General features: G+C 62.0%; 17 protein-coding genes. 8 read left to right on the top strand and 9 right to left on the bottom strand.

All coding sequences use genetic code 11. The features are described from left to right. Window positions 1-28: 28 nt before the first annotated feature. On the bottom strand, window positions 29-1096 hold the full coding sequence (locus tag FBZ97_RS30445; protein ID WP_145323303.1) for a LacI family DNA-binding transcriptional regulator: 1068 nt from the start codon (window positions 1094-1096) through the stop codon (window positions 29-31). Window positions 1097-1247: 151 nt separating this feature from the next. Here FBZ97_RS30445 and FBZ97_RS30450 point away from each other — a divergent pair, with 151 nt between their 5' ends. Beyond that, window positions 1248-1535, top strand: a complete 288-nt coding sequence (locus FBZ97_RS30450) for a hypothetical protein (protein ID WP_145323305.1) — start codon at window positions 1248-1250, stop codon at window positions 1533-1535. Window positions 1536-1566: 31 nt separating this feature from the next. On the opposite strand, the gene FBZ97_RS30455 is transcribed toward FBZ97_RS30450, so the two are convergent. The 4 genes from FBZ97_RS30455 to FBZ97_RS30470 all read right to left on the bottom strand — a co-directional run bounded on the left by FBZ97_RS30455 (window position 1567) and on the right by FBZ97_RS30470 (window position 5322). Continuing rightward, complete coding sequence (locus FBZ97_RS30455) at window positions 1567-2295, bottom strand: SDR family NAD(P)-dependent oxidoreductase (RefSeq protein WP_145323307.1); 729 nt, start codon at window positions 2293-2295, stop codon at window positions 1567-1569. Further along, the gene (locus FBZ97_RS30460; protein WP_145323309.1) at window positions 2292-3413 is read right to left on the bottom strand and encodes an alkene reductase; all 1122 of its coding nucleotides are present in this window, start codon (window positions 3411-3413) and stop codon (window positions 2292-2294) included. Before FBZ97_RS30460 ends, FBZ97_RS30455 begins: the two co-directional genes overlap by 4 nt. A 136-nt stretch (window positions 3414-3549) precedes the next feature. Beyond that, window positions 3550-4356 (bottom strand): alpha/beta hydrolase, encoded by an 807-nt coding sequence (locus FBZ97_RS30465; protein WP_145323311.1) that lies wholly within the window; start codon window positions 4354-4356, stop codon window positions 3550-3552. Between the two features lie 84 nt (window positions 4357-4440). Continuing rightward, complete coding sequence (locus tag FBZ97_RS30470; protein ID WP_145323313.1) at window positions 4441-5322, bottom strand: LysR family transcriptional regulator; 882 nt, start codon at window positions 5320-5322, stop codon at window positions 4441-4443. Between the two features lie 98 nt (window positions 5323-5420). On the opposite strand from FBZ97_RS30470, the gene FBZ97_RS30475 reads away from it, so the two are divergent. The 4 genes from FBZ97_RS30475 to FBZ97_RS30490 all read left to right on the top strand — a co-directional run bounded on the left by FBZ97_RS30475 (window position 5421) and on the right by FBZ97_RS30490 (window position 8230). Further along, complete coding sequence (locus FBZ97_RS30475; RefSeq protein WP_145323314.1) at window positions 5421-6170, top strand: sulfite exporter TauE/SafE family protein; 750 nt, start codon at window positions 5421-5423, stop codon at window positions 6168-6170. A 79-nt stretch (window positions 6171-6249) separates the two neighbouring features. After that, complete coding sequence (locus FBZ97_RS30480; protein WP_145323316.1) at window positions 6250-6834, top strand: isochorismatase family protein; 585 nt, start codon at window positions 6250-6252, stop codon at window positions 6832-6834. A gap of 68 nt (window positions 6835-6902) precedes the next feature. Beyond that, window positions 6903-7352: an Rrf2 family transcriptional regulator gene (locus FBZ97_RS30485; RefSeq protein ID WP_145323318.1), complete on the top strand. Its 450-nt coding sequence runs from the start codon at window positions 6903-6905 to the stop codon at window positions 7350-7352. Continuing rightward, window positions 7349-8230, top strand: coding sequence for an NAD(P)/FAD-dependent oxidoreductase (locus FBZ97_RS30490; RefSeq protein ID WP_145323471.1), 882 nt, complete (start codon window positions 7349-7351; stop codon window positions 8228-8230). The genes FBZ97_RS30485 and FBZ97_RS30490 overlap by 4 nt, the downstream gene beginning before the upstream one ends. 48 nt (window positions 8231-8278) lie before the next feature. On the opposite strand, the gene FBZ97_RS30495 is transcribed toward FBZ97_RS30490, so the two are convergent. After that, window positions 8279-8731: a helix-turn-helix domain-containing protein gene (locus FBZ97_RS30495; protein ID WP_145323320.1), complete on the bottom strand. Its 453-nt coding sequence runs from the start codon at window positions 8729-8731 to the stop codon at window positions 8279-8281. A gap of 109 nt (window positions 8732-8840) precedes the next feature. Here FBZ97_RS30495 and FBZ97_RS30500 point away from each other — a divergent pair, with 109 nt between their 5' ends. Next, window positions 8841-10139: an MFS transporter gene (locus tag FBZ97_RS30500; RefSeq protein WP_145323322.1), complete on the top strand. Its 1299-nt coding sequence runs from the start codon at window positions 8841-8843 to the stop codon at window positions 10137-10139. Between the two features lie 11 nt (window positions 10140-10150). On the opposite strand, the gene FBZ97_RS30505 is transcribed toward FBZ97_RS30500, so the two are convergent. Then, window positions 10151-11053 carry a LysR family transcriptional regulator gene (locus FBZ97_RS30505; RefSeq protein ID WP_145323324.1) on the bottom strand — a complete coding sequence of 301 codons (903 nt, stop codon included), beginning with the start codon at window positions 11051-11053 and terminating at the stop codon, window positions 10151-10153. A 122-nt stretch (window positions 11054-11175) separates the two neighbouring features. On the opposite strand from FBZ97_RS30505, the gene attM reads away from it, so the two are divergent. Beyond that, entirely contained in the window at window positions 11176-11967 is a 792-nt protein-coding gene (gene attM, locus FBZ97_RS30510) for an N-acyl homoserine lactonase AttM (protein WP_145323326.1), read from the top strand. A 16-nt stretch (window positions 11968-11983) separates the two neighbouring features. On the opposite strand, the gene FBZ97_RS30515 is transcribed toward attM, so the two are convergent. Both FBZ97_RS30515 and FBZ97_RS30520 read right to left on the bottom strand, forming a co-directional pair. Beyond that, the gene (locus FBZ97_RS30515; RefSeq protein WP_186449570.1) at window positions 11984-12925 is read right to left on the bottom strand and encodes an NmrA family NAD(P)-binding protein; all 942 of its coding nucleotides are present in this window, start codon (window positions 12923-12925) and stop codon (window positions 11984-11986) included. 255 nt (window positions 12926-13180) lie between these two features. After that, window positions 13181-14014 carry a helix-turn-helix transcriptional regulator gene (locus tag FBZ97_RS30520; protein ID WP_113391007.1) on the bottom strand — a complete coding sequence of 278 codons (834 nt, stop codon included), beginning with the start codon at window positions 14012-14014 and terminating at the stop codon, window positions 13181-13183. A 93-nt stretch (window positions 14015-14107) separates the two neighbouring features. On the opposite strand from FBZ97_RS30520, the gene FBZ97_RS30525 reads away from it, so the two are divergent. Further along, window positions 14108-15004: an SDR family oxidoreductase gene (locus tag FBZ97_RS30525; protein WP_145323328.1), complete on the top strand. Its 897-nt coding sequence runs from the start codon at window positions 14108-14110 to the stop codon at window positions 15002-15004. Window positions 15005-15110 lie beyond the last annotated feature (106 nt).

The following is a 15110-nucleotide window of genomic DNA, read 5'->3' on the forward strand; positions in this document are numbered from 1 at the left end:
CAGAGATTCCGTGAAAAACTGAACCGCTCTAGATCCGGTCGTGTCTCGGAGCCGCCGTGCTGCCGCGCACGATCAGCGTGACGCCGATCATCTCGCGCTCAGCCGGTACGGCATCGTGAAGAACGGCCTGCACCGCGCGTTCCGCGATCTCGGCAAAGGGCTGGGCCATCGTCGTCAGGCCCGGCTCCACCATGCCGCCTTCCGGCACGCCATCGAAGCCGATGACGGAGACGTCCTGCGGCACCGAAAGGCCCCGTGCCCGCAGCCAGTTGATCGCCAGAAGCGCGATGTTATCGGACATGGCAAGGATCGCCGTCGGCGGTTCCCTCGCAGAAAACAGGTGGTCAAGCCCGGCTTCGACGCTTGGCTTGTCGTTGAGCGTCTCAAAGATCGGCACGTTTTCGCGCCCAATTCCGAAGGCTTCGAGTGCCTGCCAATAGCCGAGCGCGCGATCGCGCGAGGTGGAATACATCGCCCGCCCGATCCCGGCGATGCTGACCGGCCCGACATGATCGTCCGAAAGTTCGGTCGCGAGCACGCCGAAACGTCTGTGGCCGAGTTCCGCCAGATGCCGGGCCGCAACGGCTGCACCACCCAGATTGTCGACGCTGATCGAGGGGATCGAGGCATCTTCGTCATTCAGAGCGAGAGCGACGAAGGGCAATTGCCGCTCGCGCGTCAACTGAACCAGCTTTTCGCCGCCTTCCACGCAGAGCAGAATGAAGCCGTCCACCAATGCACTCTTGATATTCCAGTCCACCGTCTGCCGGTCTTTGGCCGAAACCAGAGCGAGGCCCGTACCGCTGGCATCGCAGACCTGGGACACGGCAGCCAGGAGCGCCCTGGCCCAGGGATCGTTGAAGAAATAGGAAAGCGGCTCGACGGCGGCTACACCGATGGCATTGACCTTTCCGGCCCGCAGCAGCCGGCCTGTCAGGCTCGGCCCGGCATAGCCAAGCCGCTTGGCCGTCTCGAGCACATGCTCGCGCATTTCTTCGCGCACCACTTCGGGCCGGCTGAAAACATTGGAGGCGGTTCCCTGCGATACGCCTGCTGCCTTGGCGACGTCCGCGAGCCTGATGGTGCCTTTGGCCAATGAAATCCTCCAATTGTTTCCGGCGGATACTAGCAATGAAGTTGTATCGGTTCAATTCTTCTTGACAGCGGATTTTTGAAGCGTAGGATTGAACCGATTCAAGAAAGCCGCGTAACCTGGAATTGAATCGATTCAAAATAAGGACAAACCAGTGCTGACCAATTATCTCTTCAAGGATCTCTATGATGAACGATGGGGTGATCCCTGCAATCCGAATGCCGTCGATCCGCCTTCAGAACGTGGAGGCGGGGCTGACAAACAGAGCGTGCTGAGCCGGCTGGCGCAGTTCTTCCGCGGCCGGAAGCGACCATCGGCGTGGTCCTTCACGATTCCGAGCGAGATATCGGCCGCGGAGAGCGAAGCAGAGATCCAGCATCGCACCGGGTTAGAAGACCCGAAATTCCTGGCCATCGCTAAAGCCCTGTCGCGGAATTGCTAGAGCAACGCCATGAGTTGCTCCGACGGCGGCCTCAGAAGTTTTCCTTGTAAGGACGCAGATCGAGTTCCTGTGTCCAGGCAGAAGGATGCTGCCGGTGAATATGCCAGTAGCTCTCGGCAATGGCATCGATGTTCAGCAGCCCATCGGCATCCGCATCCGGCCGGCGCGAACGTAGCCGCTCGCCGTCTATGCCGCCATCGATGATGGTGTGGGCGACATGAAGGCCGAGCGGTCCGAATTCCCGCGCCATGCTCTGGCTGATCATTCGAAGACCGGCTTTGGCAGCGGCGAACTGGGCGAAACCCGCCTTGCCGCGCAGGCTCGCGGAGGCGCCGGTGAAGATCACGGTGCCGCGGCCGAGCGGCGCCAGATGCCGCGCGGCCTCACGGCCGACGAGGAAGCCGCCAAAGCAGCAGACACGCCAGAATTCCTCGAACTGAGCGGCCGTCAGATTACGAAAACCGATCTGGCGATTGATGCCGGCGTTGAAGACGACGAAGTCAGGCGCGGCAATATCGTCTCGAGCGGTAAAGGCATGATCGAACAGCCGGATGACCGCAGCTTCATCCGTGGCGTCCGTTTCGATCGCCTCGGCACTGCCGCCGGACGCCTGGATGGCAGCCGCCACCTGATCGATCTTTGCCGCCGTCCGGCCGGCAATGACGACATGATAGCCCTTGTCCGCGAGAAGCCGGCAGAGCGCCGCCCCCAGCCCCTGTTCGGCTCCTACTCCGACGATGATAGCGCTCGGCGTGCTCATTCGGCGGCCTCCCTGGCATCCAGCCTCGGATAATCGGTGTAACCCTCGGCGCCGCCGCCGTAGAAGGTCGGGCGATGATAAGGATTGAGCGGGGCACCGAGGCGAATGCGCTCCGGCAGGTCGGGATTGGCGATGAAGAGACGACCGAAGGCGATGGCATCGGCATGGCCGGCGGCAAGTGCTGCCTCGGCAGTATCCGGCCGGAAATTGCCCGCGGCGATCAGCTTGCCGGACCAGGCGGGTCGAAAGAGTTCCGCAGCCGAGGGCACATTCTTGTGGTCTACTTCGGCTTGGCCGGCACCACTGGCGCGCGGCTCAATCAGATGCAGATAGGCGAGGTTGAGGCGGTCCAGTTCGCGAATGACATGGCCGTAGAGGCGCAATGGATCGTCCTCGCCGCTGTCATTGGCGATGCCGAAGGGCGAAAGGCGCACACCGACGCGATCCGAACCCCAAACTTCGGACACCGCCTCGACCACCTCAAGCAGCAGCCGCGTACGATTCTCGATCGAGCCGCCATATTGGTCAGTGCGCTGGTTGGTGCGGGCCTGCAGGAACTGTTCGATCAGATAGCCATTGGCGCCATGAATCTCGACGCCATCAAAGCCCGCCTGCTTGGCATTGGCGGCAGCCTGGGCGTAGACGTCGATCAAAAGCGGCATCAGGTCGATATCGATCGCCTGCGGCGTCTCGAAGGGAACGCGCTCGAAGGAAGCGGTAAACGCATCACCCTTGGCGGCAATGGCTGAAGGAGCGATCGGCGCCGCTCCGCCCGGCTGGTGTGAGGAATGGGAGATGCGGCCGACATGCCAGAGCTGCAGGAAGATCTTGCCGCCCTTGCAATGAACCGCATCCGTCACGGCCCTCCAGCCGGCGATTTGTTCGGCCGTGTGGATGCCCGGCGTTGCCGGCATGCCCTGACCTGTTCGGGAAATCTGCGACCCTTCGGAAATGATGAGCCCGCCCTCGCTGGCGCGCTGGGCGTAATATTCGGCATTCAATGCCGAAGGCACATTGCCCGGCTGGCTCGCCCGCATGCGGGTCAGCGGCGCCATGACGACGCGATGCGCAAATTCATAAGGGCCAATGGAAAGAGGCGAAAACAAAGTGGCTGTCATAAAATTCTCCTGCCTGGAGCCAAAATTGCTCCCCGGGGCGGAAGGGCCTGTCAGCGGCGATTCGGTCTCGGGAGTTCGAATAAGATGATGATCATCATTTATCCGAACGATCGGACGTGCGCAACTGAATCTGCCGTCAGGCTGAAATCGTTGCAAGAAAGCCGAGCAGGGCGGCGTTGAACTGCGCCGGACGCTGCAAGGGGGCAAAATGGCTGACGCCGGGCAGAAGGATCAGCTTCGCGCCTGGAATGTGCCGCACGAGATAATCGGCATGCTCCCGCTTAATGAACTCGTCATGCTCGCTTTGCACGATGGCGACAGGCACATTGATCTCCGTGAGATCTTTGACCGTGTAGTTCGGCTCGGTCCGCTGCATCAGGCCAACCGCTTCGACGAAAGCATCGAACTCGCTGGGTGTGGCGGAGAGGGCGGCATAATCCTTCGTATGGCGGGAGAAGCAGCGCTCAATGATCGGCGTCGCCACGAATTCCTTGGTACCGCTCGGGTCCATGTTGCAGGCAAAGAAGAAGACACCGGAAACGCGTTCCGGATGGGTTTTTCCAAGCACCATGCCGATACAGGCGCCGTCGCTCCATCCGGCGATTGCCGCCTTGTCGATCTTCAGCCTGTCCATGACGGCGAGAACGTCTGTGGCCATGAGCTCGTAGGTATAAGGCCGCTCGTCGCGTGTGCTGCGGCCATGGCCGCGGCTGTCGATGACGATAGGCTGATGGCCAGCGTCGAAGAGCGCGGGTACTTGGTAGCCCCAATTGCCGCTGTTTCCGAGCCCGCCATGCAGGAGGATCACCGGAGCGCCGCTGCCGTAGGACGCATACCAGATACGCGCGCCATCATGATCGACATGGCCTTCCACCTCGGTATGCGGCAAGGGAGCGGCCCCTTCGGCTTCGAAGCGGTGAAGCTCGTCGTCGTGAAATTCCATACCGACCTCCCATTGCGCCGTCTCTCCCCGACAGCCACGTGGCGAGACTAGTCGATCCCAACGCGTCTTTTCAACAGGCTACGGTCATATCGTTGCCAGATGCTCGAAAAGATCGCGGGCCGGCGACGGAAGCTCTTCGAGGGAGCGTGCGCAGAGTGAAAGCCGGCGCGTTGCCCATGGGTCGGTGAGGCGGAGGGCTGCAATTTTCGCGGATCGGCTGCAGCGACGCGCCGCCGTTTCGGGCACGATGCCGAGGCCGATGCCCTGGCCGGCCATGTGGCAGATGGCTTCAAATGTCCGCATCCGCACCCGCATTTTCAACCGCCTGCCGAGTCGGGCCGCCTGCGCGTCGATGTGATCCTGCAGCGCTCCGCCGGCAAGTCCGACGAAATGCTCATGCAGGATCTCCGTGAAAGCGATCTGCTTTGCCGCTGCCAGCGCATGATCGCTAGATATCACCACCACCAGCCGGTCGATCGCGAAGGGTCGCAATGTCAGGCCGGAGGTATCGGCCGCGTCCGACAGGATACCTATCTCGGCCAGCCCGGCCGAAACGGCCCGGGCGATCTCGATGCTCTGGCGCTCCTTGAGATCGATGTCCGTTCGCGGGTTTCTGGCCATCCATTCGGCAAGGCGCGGCGGCAGGTATTCGACAATCGCCGCGGTGTTGGCGAGAAGCCGGACGGTTGCGCGCAGGCCGCTTGCGTGCTCGCCAAGCTCGCCGCGCATTTGCGTGAGCTGCCGCTGGATCAACCGGGCATGATGGGCCAATGCCTCACCGGCGGGCGTCGGACTCACGCCGCGTCGCCCGCGCTCCAGAAGCCGTACGCCGCCATTTGCCTCCATGTCACGCAGCCGCTCGCTGGCGGCCGGCAACGAAAGCCCGATATCGGCGGCTCCATGCGTGATGCTGCCGGCATCGACGACGGCGAGGAAAAGGCGAAGGTCGGTCAGATCGAAGCGCATGACGTGCAGATTACCGCATGTCCAGTCTTCGGAATAGCCGAAGGCTGGCTTCGCATCATCCGCATTGTGCCAGTCTTTGTCTCTGCTACTGAAAGGGAATGATGGATCATTCGATATGGCTTCTCGCGGCGATCTTCGCGACCTTCTTCATCGCCGGCATGGTCAAGGGCGTCACCGGCATGGGGCTACCGACCGTGGCGATGGGCGTGCTGGGCACACTCATCTCGCCGCTAACGGCAGCGAGCCTCCTGATCGTGCCCTCCTTCGTCACCAATGTCTGGCAGCTTCTAGCCGGTCCGAGCTTCGGTGTGCTTGCGCGTCGTTTCTCTCCGCTGGTGAGCACCATCATCGTCGGAACCTTCGCCGGCTCATATCTGCTCGCCGCTGGCGATACGCATATGACCTCGGCAGCACTGGGAGCGGCCCTCCTTCTTTATGCTGGTTACGCCTTGCTTGCCCGCCAGCTTCGCGTGCCGCAGACACTGGAACCGCTGCTATCGCCGGTCATCGGCATGGTCACAGGCCTCTTGACGGGCGCGACCGGCGTTTTCGTCGTGCCAGCCGTGCCCTACCTGCAGGCGCTCGGGCTGGAGAAGGAAGTTCTGGTCCAGGCGCTCGGCCTCTCCTTCACTGTCTCCACCGTGGCATTGGCCGCCGCGCTTGCCTGGCACGGCGCATTCCATGTCGACAATCTCGCACTCTCCACCCTGGCGATCGCCCCGGCGCTTGCCGGTATGTGGGCCGGCCAGGTCATCCGCAATCGCGTCAGCCCGGCCACTTTCCGCCGCGGGTTTCTGGTCTGCCTTCTGCTGCTTGGCGCCGAGATGATTGTCAAAGCCGCTTTTTGAGGCGGTCTCATATTGCTGGGTTGCCCTGCAGGTACCCATATGCTTCCGAGTTTGTTTCAAGGTAAGGCCTGACCGATCGATGGAAAGAGAGCAGCAAGAGATTTCCGATGACCGTCCGCCGGCCGATGCCCTGCTTGTTGTCGACGTGCAGAATGCTTTCGTGGAGGGACCGAGTGCGGTTCCCGGCCATGCCACCTTGAGAGCGATGGTCGAACTCCTGCTGGATAAGGCGCGGTCGGCATGGGCGCCGGTGATTTTCCTGCAGAACGATGGTCCGCCCGGTGCACTGGATGAGCCGTTTCAACCGGGGTGGAAACTCCATTTTCCGCCGCTATCTGGCGAGGTGGTCATCAGGAAAACGGAGGATGATGGCTTCGACGGCACCGATCTTGACGCTATTCTGACCGCTTTCGGCGCGAAGCATCTGGTGATCTGCGGCGCGCTCTCGGACATGTGCGTTGCCGCAACGGCGCGGGCGGCGCTTGAGCGCGGTTATGGTGTGCTGCTGCCGCATGATGCGCACGCCACTTATGATGTTCCCGCCGGGCCTGGCTCGCAGGGCGTGCCTGCAGCCATGGCGGCAAGGGCAGCCGAATGGTCGCTCGGCGACGAGATTAGGATTTGCGCTTCGGCACGCGAGGTTCGTTTCAAACAGCGGGCTTAGCCGCAGCCCTGCTTCATCACAACAGGCCACCCTTGAATGTCGGATCGAATCGTAATAATTGAAGTTACATGAAACGCGATAGCCGACTTTCTTCCGTTCTCCACGCCCTGCTCCACATGGCCGAGCAGGATGGACCATTGACCTCCGAAGCCCTGGCGCAATGCATGCACACCAATCCTGTCGTCGTGCGTCGTACCATGGGGCTATTGCGCGAGGTGGGCATTGTCCATTCCGCCAAGGGGCACACTGGCGGCTGGACGATTGCGGCCGATCTCAAAAGCGTCACGCTGCGCCAGTTGCATGAGGCACTCGGCGAACCGGCCGTCTTTGCCATCGGCAATCGCAACGAAACGCCGGAGTGCCTGGTCGAGCAATCGGTCAATTCCGTCCTCGATGATGCTTTTGCCGAAGCCGAGGTCTTGCTCCTCCAGCGCTTTGAAAACGTCACACTTGCCGATCTCGCCGCCGAATTTGCGCGGCGTCACACGCAATGGCGCTCAGAAAGGGCTTTATCATGACCTATGACGTCATCGTCATTGGGGGCAGCTACGCGGGAATGGCGGCCGCCCTCCAGCTTCTTCGTGCCCGCCGCAAGGTGCTTGTCATCGATGCAGGCAAGCGCCGCAATCGTTTTGCCCGGGAATCCCACGGATTTCTCGGCCAGGATGGCGTCGACCCCGCCGAGATCGCCCGCAAGGCGCGTGAGCAGCTTTCCGCCTATCCGACGCTGACCTGGATCGAAGGCACGGCCGAAAAGGCTGAGGGCGAGAAAGATGCCTTTGTCGTCACCACCGCTGACGGTGCACGCCATGACGGCCGGCGCCTTCTCTTCGCAACCGGCGTCTCCGATGCCTTGCCCGAGATCGAGGGACTGGGCGAACGTTGGGGCAAAAGCATCTTCCATTGCCCCTATTGCCATGGCTACGAGCTCGATCAAGGCCGCATCGGTTGCATCGCCACCGGCTCGATGTCGCTACATCAGGCGCAGTTGCTGCCGGAATGGGGAGACGTGACGTTCTTCCTCAACGGCAGCTTTGTCCCCGATGAGGTGCAGCGCGCCGATCTCGCCGCTCGTGGCGTGACGATCGAGGAAACCCCGGTCGCAAGGCTGGAAGGAGAGGCCGACGTGCGGCTCAGCGATGGACGCCTGCTGCCGTTTGCCGGGCTCTTCACTGCGTCGCGTGTGTCGCCCTCAAGCCCGATTGCGGAGCGGCTTGGCTGCGCGTTGGAGGAAACGCCTTTCGGGATCCAGATCCAGACAGACGCCATGAAGGAAACGACCGTGCCGGGCGCCTTTGCCTGCGGCGATGCCGCTCGCTTCCCGCATTCGGTGTCGCTTGCCGTCGGCGACGGCGCCTGGGCAGGTGCGCAATTACACCGGTCGCTGGTGTTTTAAGCTTCGGTTCGAAGGACTATTCGTCTGCCGAACACCGGCGTTCTTGTCCTATTCCGCTTCCGGCACCTTCAAGATAATTGTTTCGTCCGGGCCGATGGATCTGCCGTCCTGCGCCCGTATGTCGAGCTGCACCGGCTGACCCGTCGCCCGGTCCACCAGCAGTGAATGCTCTTCCGCCGGCGCGAAGAGATGGCGCTCGCCGAACTTCCGCAATGCCACCATGACCGGGAAGAGATCCTTTCCCATCGCCGTCAGCCGATATTCCATGCGCGAGCCGCCTTCGCTTGTTGGTACAAGCTCCAGGATGCCGCTCGCGACAAGCGTGCGCAGGCGCTCGGTGAGAATATTCTTGGCGATCCCCAGGCTCTTCTGAAACTCGCCGAAGCGGGTCAGCCCATCGAAGGCGTCGCGCACGATCAGGAGCGACCACCAGTCGCCGATCACGTCGAGCGAACGCGCGCTTGGGCAATAGTCACCCTTCAGGCTTTTCCGCGCGACCATCGGCTCAGCCTTTCCGGTCTTTTGTTCGCAAGAATGGTTGCATGATTAAACCAATAATGTTACTCGATCGTTGGTTTCATTATTAAACCGAAGAATCGGGAGTTTTGCAATGACGATCGATCAGGACGCGCCGCCGGCCGGCAGCGCGGAGGACATTCTGCGCCCTCACTCCTCACGAAAGGGTTGGTTTAAGGGCGCCGAATACTCCGGAGAGGCCAATTCGCCTTTGACGCGAGCGACGATTTTCCTGTTTGCCGTCGCGAGCGGCCTCGCTGTCGCCAATGCCTATTTTGCCCATCCGCTTCTCGATGTCATGGCTGATGATCTGAAGCTGTCGCGCACGGCTGCCGGCCTCATCGTCGGCGCAACACAGCTCGGCTATGGGCTCGGCCTGATCCTGCTGGTGCCGCTCGGCGACCTTGTCGACCGGCGCAAGCTCATCATCGTGCAATCGCTGTTGAGCGTGGCGGCCCTCATCAGCGTCGGCTTCTCGTCCAGTGCGGCGATGCTGCTCGCCTCCATGGCCGCCGTCGGCTTTCTGGCCGTCGTGACACAGGCGCTGGTCGCCTATGCGGCGAGCCTCGCGCACCCTACCGAGCGCGGCCATATCGTCGGCATGGTCACAAGCGGCATCGTCCTCGGCATCCTGTTGGCGCGCAGCGTTGCCGGCACGCTGACCGATTTCTCCGGCTGGCGGACCGTCTACATCGTCTCCGCCGTGCTAACATTGGTAATCACGCTTCTCCTCTGGCGCGTGCTGCCGAGGCAAGAGAAGCCGAGGCGCGGACTTTCCTATGTCGGCCTCATCCGCTCGTTGGGCACTCTGCTGATTGAAGAACCGGTCCTGCGCATCCGCGCCGTGATCGCCATGCTGATCTTCGCCAATATCACCACGCTGCTCGCCCCTCTGGTGCTGCCGCTGACCGAGCCGCCTTACTCGCTGTCTCACACCGAGGTCGGCCTGTTCGGCCTGGCCGGAGCGGCGGGCGCGCTCGGCGCCGTCAGGGCAGGGCGCTGGGCCGACCGCGGCCATGGTCAACGCACGACAGGCATTGCACTGGCGCTGATGCTCGTTGCCTGGCTACCGATTTCAATGCTGGATCGTTCGATCCTCTGGCTCATTCTCGGTGTCCTCGTCATCGATTTCGGCCTGCAGGCGGTGCACGTCACCAATCAGGGCATGATCTATCGTGTCAGGCCGGACGCGCAGAACAGGTTGACCGCCGCCTATATGATCTTCTACTCCATCGGCAGCGCAGTGGGATCATCGACAGCGACGATCATCTATGCTCATGCCGGCTGGCCGGGCGTCTGCATCTCGGGTGCTGCCATCAGCCTGACAACGCTGCTCTTCTGGGCGCTGACCTTGCGGGCAACGCCAAAAGTGGCGACCCAGGGCGTCGGCTAGCTTTCCAGCGCTCAGGCTTGCTTGATCAGAATCCCCGGCAACTGTTCTTCCAGCAAGGAGAGAACCGCCAGAATCCGCGGCGGAATCGGTCTTATCGCCGGATAGAGCGCATTGAGATCGAAGCCCGGCACTGTAAAGCCGGGCAGCAGACAGATCAGTCTGCCATCGGCAAGATCCTCGGTGCAGACCGGCTCCTGCAGCACGCCGATACCGGCGCCATCGAGCAGCAGGCGGTGCAGCGGCCGCCAATGGCTGGTGCTCAAGGCGATATCGACGGCGGCAAGTTCGGACTGTCCGTCCGGGTCGATCAATGGAATCCGGCCGTTGTTGAACAGGCCGGAGACCCGCAGGAAGGCGTGGTCGGCAAGTTCGTCGGGCATCGTGGGCGTCCCATGCTCATCGAGATAGGCAGGCGATGCCACCAGCACGCGGCCGACATGGCCGAGCTTGCGGGCAATGAAGCTGCCCTCGTCGAGATCCCCCAGGCGCAGCGAGATGTCGACGCCCTCCGTCACGGGATCGACGATCCTGTCGTTGAGGATCAGGTCGATTTTGAGCAGCGGATGATGCTTGCGCATCTGCAGCAGGATCGGCGGAAGGATGATCTCGCCGACGCCATGCGGCGCGGCGATCTTGAGCGTGCCACGCAGTGACTGATCGCCATCCACGACTGTCAGCGCATCGTCGGCACTTTCGAGCACCTGCTTGCTGCGCTCATAAAAGGTGGCACCGACATCCGTGACGGAAAGCTTGCGGGTGTTTCTAAGCAGCAGCCGCGCGCCGAGATATTGCTCCAGCCGATCAATCCGCTCGCTGACGGCAGGCTGCCCCATGCCGAGATCGCGGGCGGCGGCCGACATGCTGCCTCTTTCCACCACCCTGACATAGACGCGCATCGCCACCAATAGATCCATGTGCGCCAATATATCGGATCAGCCGATAAATGTAAGTGGATGGTGCCGCCTAGTGGCAGAGCCTTCGATCACCGAAAACGACGCGTGTTTCCGCACCCAATCGCAAATCACAGGTCAGGCTTATGAGCGACATCAGGCTTTGTATGTTTCAATCGGGCACGCAGCGCTGCAAGGCCCACGACATCAGGATGAATCAGGGTGGCGGCGCCGATTACGAAATCCCGGTTCCCTGGTTTCTGCTGACGCATCCGAAGGGCAATGTCATCATCGATGGAGGGCTGGCGGGCGAGGGTTTAGGCGATCCGCGTGGCTATTGGGGCGATGCGGTCGACGGCTACCAACCCTTCATGACCGAGGAGCAGGGATGCGTTGCGCAGCTGGCGAAGCTCGGCATATCCGGTGAAGATATCCGCTTCGTCGTGCTTTCTCATCTGCATTCCGACCATAGCGGCGCGATCGGCCGCTTCCCCAACGCGACCCACATCGTCCAGCGCCTCGAATATGAATATGCCTTCGCGCCGGACTGGTTCGCCGCCAGTGCCTATGTTCGCCGGGATTTCGATCGTCCCGGCTTGAAATGGCACTTTCTGGAGGGTGCCGCCACCGATGGCTACGATCTCTATGGTGACGGCGTGCTGCGGATGATCTTCACGCCGGGCCATAGCGTCGGCCACCAATCCTTCCTGGTACGGCTCCCGAAGACGGGGGCAATATTACTGACCGTCGATGCCGCCTACACGCTCGATCACTGGAACGAAAAGGCTCTTCCTGGCTTCCTGGCTTCCGCCGTCGACACGGTGCGATCCGTCGGCAAGCTTCGCACGCTTGCCGAACAGACCGATGCGATGGTGGTGACGGGGCATGATCCCGAAGCATGGCCTCGGTTCAAGCATGCCCCGGCCTATTACGATTGAAGGCGTATCCTGTCGATCAGCCCTGGCCGCCTGATGGCGCTTGTTTCGTATCGAAGAACTGTGCCCGATGTTGGCGAACCCATTCCTCGATGCCTGTCGGCTTGAAATCCTCAAGGCCGGCTTGCGGCTTGAACGGCACGGCCAGCATCGCATCCGCCTCTCCCCGATGCGATGCGAAGAAGCGGAATTTCGAGGCGACGCGGCGCCCCGTTCCCGGCCCCATCGCAGCGTCGACATCCCGCTCGAACTCGTCGAGCGGCTGTTGGCGATAGGCGATGAGGCGACCGAGTCCAGCACCGATCCGCGAGACGAGTTCGTTTCCATCAACGCTTTCCGGCCCGGCAATGCGATGATCGCCAGAGGTGATGCCACGTTCCAGAAGGGTAATGGCGGCCCGGGCGCAATCATCGACCGAGGTCCAGGCGATACGCTGGGCTTCGGCAATCGGCGGCGCGAAGATCCCTTCGCCAACAATGTCTTTGCGCGCTGATGGCTTCAGGAGATTATCGAGATACATGGTCGGGCGGACGATTGCGAAGGGCAGGCCTGACGCGCGGACCACATCTTCGAGCATTGCGTTGGCAACAAAGCTTGGCTCCTGGCAAGGTGCCGGGCGGCTGGCGCTGGCGAGCTTGAGAATGAGGGATTTCAGGCCTTGGTCGAGAGAAGCGGATATCGCATTATCCGCCTGGATGCGCATGTCGCCTTGTGATCCGATCGGAATCTGCAGCACGGCGTGGGTGATGCCGGTGCTGGCGGCGCGAAGCGAAGCCGCATCGCGAAGATCCCCCTCGACCAGCTCGACGCCGAGCGCCGAGAGTGCGGAGGCGCGTCTTCGGTCTCGCATAAGTGCGCGGACCTTGAAGCCGCGCCGAAGTGCTGCGTGAACGACTGCGCTGCCTTGGACCCCCGCGGCGAGATAGACAAGGATGGGCTGGGACTGATCGATAGTGGACATGGTACGGCTCCTTCGAACATGGTCTGCTGAGGGAGCATCGGCAAATGGCTACCGTGCAGACCCGAAACGCGCACGAGGCGCAGGGACTGTCGGGGTATCCGCGCAAGCGCGGAACAGAGCTTCTCCATGAGGGAGAAGGGCCTGGGCCTACCGAGACCAAGCCAGCCATTTTCGACGACGGGAATTTAGGACGCCTTCCTCGCCGCCGTCAATCGAAAGATGAGCGAGTGACGGTTGGTTGCGCCAAGCATATCCTTATGGCCGGGGCAGCAGCGATCTGATCCGCTCGGCATCGTCAGGCGTTGCCGGATTGTAGACGATCATGCTGAGATCCGTCCGGCCGTCGACCGAAAAGGCCGAATACTCGAATGCCAGCGGGCCGAGGATGGGATGGCGTATATGTTTGACGGCTTCGGTATGGGTGCCGGGAACGTCGTTTTCGCGCCACATGGCCCTGAATTCCGGGCTGATGCGGCAAAGTTCCGCCACGAAAGGCTCGATTTCACTCGATGCGCCTGCGCGCGCGGCATCGACACGGAATGCGCCCAGCGCGAAACGGGCGACGCTTTCCCAATCATATTGCACGGCGCGCGCACGCGGATCGAGAAAGATATAGCGCAAAATGTTGCGTTCTTCCGGCGGCAGCGATCCGTAATCGATCAGCATCACCGGTGCTGCCCGGTTCCAGGCGATGACGTCCCAGGTGGCGGTCCGGATAATGGCGGGGCTCGGCTCCAGTGCATCGAGCACGCGCTGCAGCCGCGGCGTAACGCCATCATTTTTGCGGTAACGCGCTTCTGGCGGACGCCCAAGGCCGAGCAGGAACAGGTGCTCGCGCTCCACTTCCGTCAGCATCAGCGCGCGGGCGATCCGGTCCAGCACGTCGGCGGAAGGCGCGCCGCCACGGCCCTGCTCCAGCCATGTGTACCAGGTCGGGCTGATATTGGCGCGCTGCGCCACTTCCTCGCGCCGAAGTCCGGGCGTGCGCCGCCGTTCGCCGGCAAATCCCAGGGCGGATGGGTCGAGTTTCGCGCGGCGGTCCCTCAGATAGGTCCCGAGCACGTTTTCGGTTTCGATGAGATCGGTCATCCTGTTAGTGTCTTTACTATGATAAGGTCACTACTTTACCAGAATAAACGATAGGCACAGATTTGTCTCCGACGAAATAAGGAGACAGTGCATATGCGTATATTCGTTACCGGTGCGACCGGAAATGTCGGCTCGCATGTCGTCAAGGAATTGATCGGTGCGGGCCATCAGGTGCTCGGCCTTTCGCGTTCGAAGGAAAAGGCGGTCGCGCTCGCCGCTGCCGGCGCCGAAGTCCTTCACGGCACGATCGAGAATGCGGAAATCCTGAAAAGCGGCGCCTCGCAATCCGACGGCGTTATCCACCTTGCCTTCAACCATGACTTCACGAGATTCGTCCAGAATTGCGAGGATGACCGCCGGGTCATCGCAACGCTGGCCTCGGCACTTGCCGGTTCCGCCCGCCCGCTGGTCATTACGTCGGGCACGCCGATCGCCAACACGGTGCCGGGCGAGCCGGCCAGAGAGGATAACCCGATTGCCGGTTCCGACATGCATCCGCGGGCAGCCTCCGAAGAAGCGGGAATCCTGGCAAGCGAGATCGGGGTCAATGTCTCGGTCGTGCGGTTGCCTCAGGTGCATGATCCGGTCAGCCAAGGGCTTATTACGCCCTTGATCCAGATATTCCGGGAAAAGGGTGTCTGCGCCTATGTGGGAGACGGGCTCAGCCGCTGGCCGGCGGCGCATTTTACCGATGTCGGCCGTCTTTACCGCCTCGTCGTCGAGCGCGCCGAACCGAATGCCAAATATCACGCGGCCGCCGAGGAAGGCGTGCCCATGCGCGATATCGTCGAGACGATCGGGCGGCGCCTGAACCTCCCGGTCAAATCCATCGCCAGGGAAGAGGCGCAGGATTATTTCGGCTGGCTCGCCATGTTCGCCGGCCGCGACATGCCGGCCTCCAGCGCCAAGACCCGGCAGAAGCTGGGTTGGGAACCCAGCGGCCCGACGCTGCTTCAGGATCTTGCAGAGCTGCAGGTCTCCGCCGCGTGATGCCGGCGCCATCGGCCACGATCCGCGGGATGGTCGATGGTCCGACGGACCATGTATTCGAAGACCCGGCCGACTCTTCGGCCGGGTTTCGTCTTTCAGGCTGCGA

It is taken from the genome of Rhizobium sp. ERR 942 (assembly GCF_007828395.1).
In the GTDB taxonomy this organism is placed as follows: domain Bacteria; phylum Pseudomonadota; class Alphaproteobacteria; order Rhizobiales; family Rhizobiaceae; genus Rhizobium; species Rhizobium dioscoreae.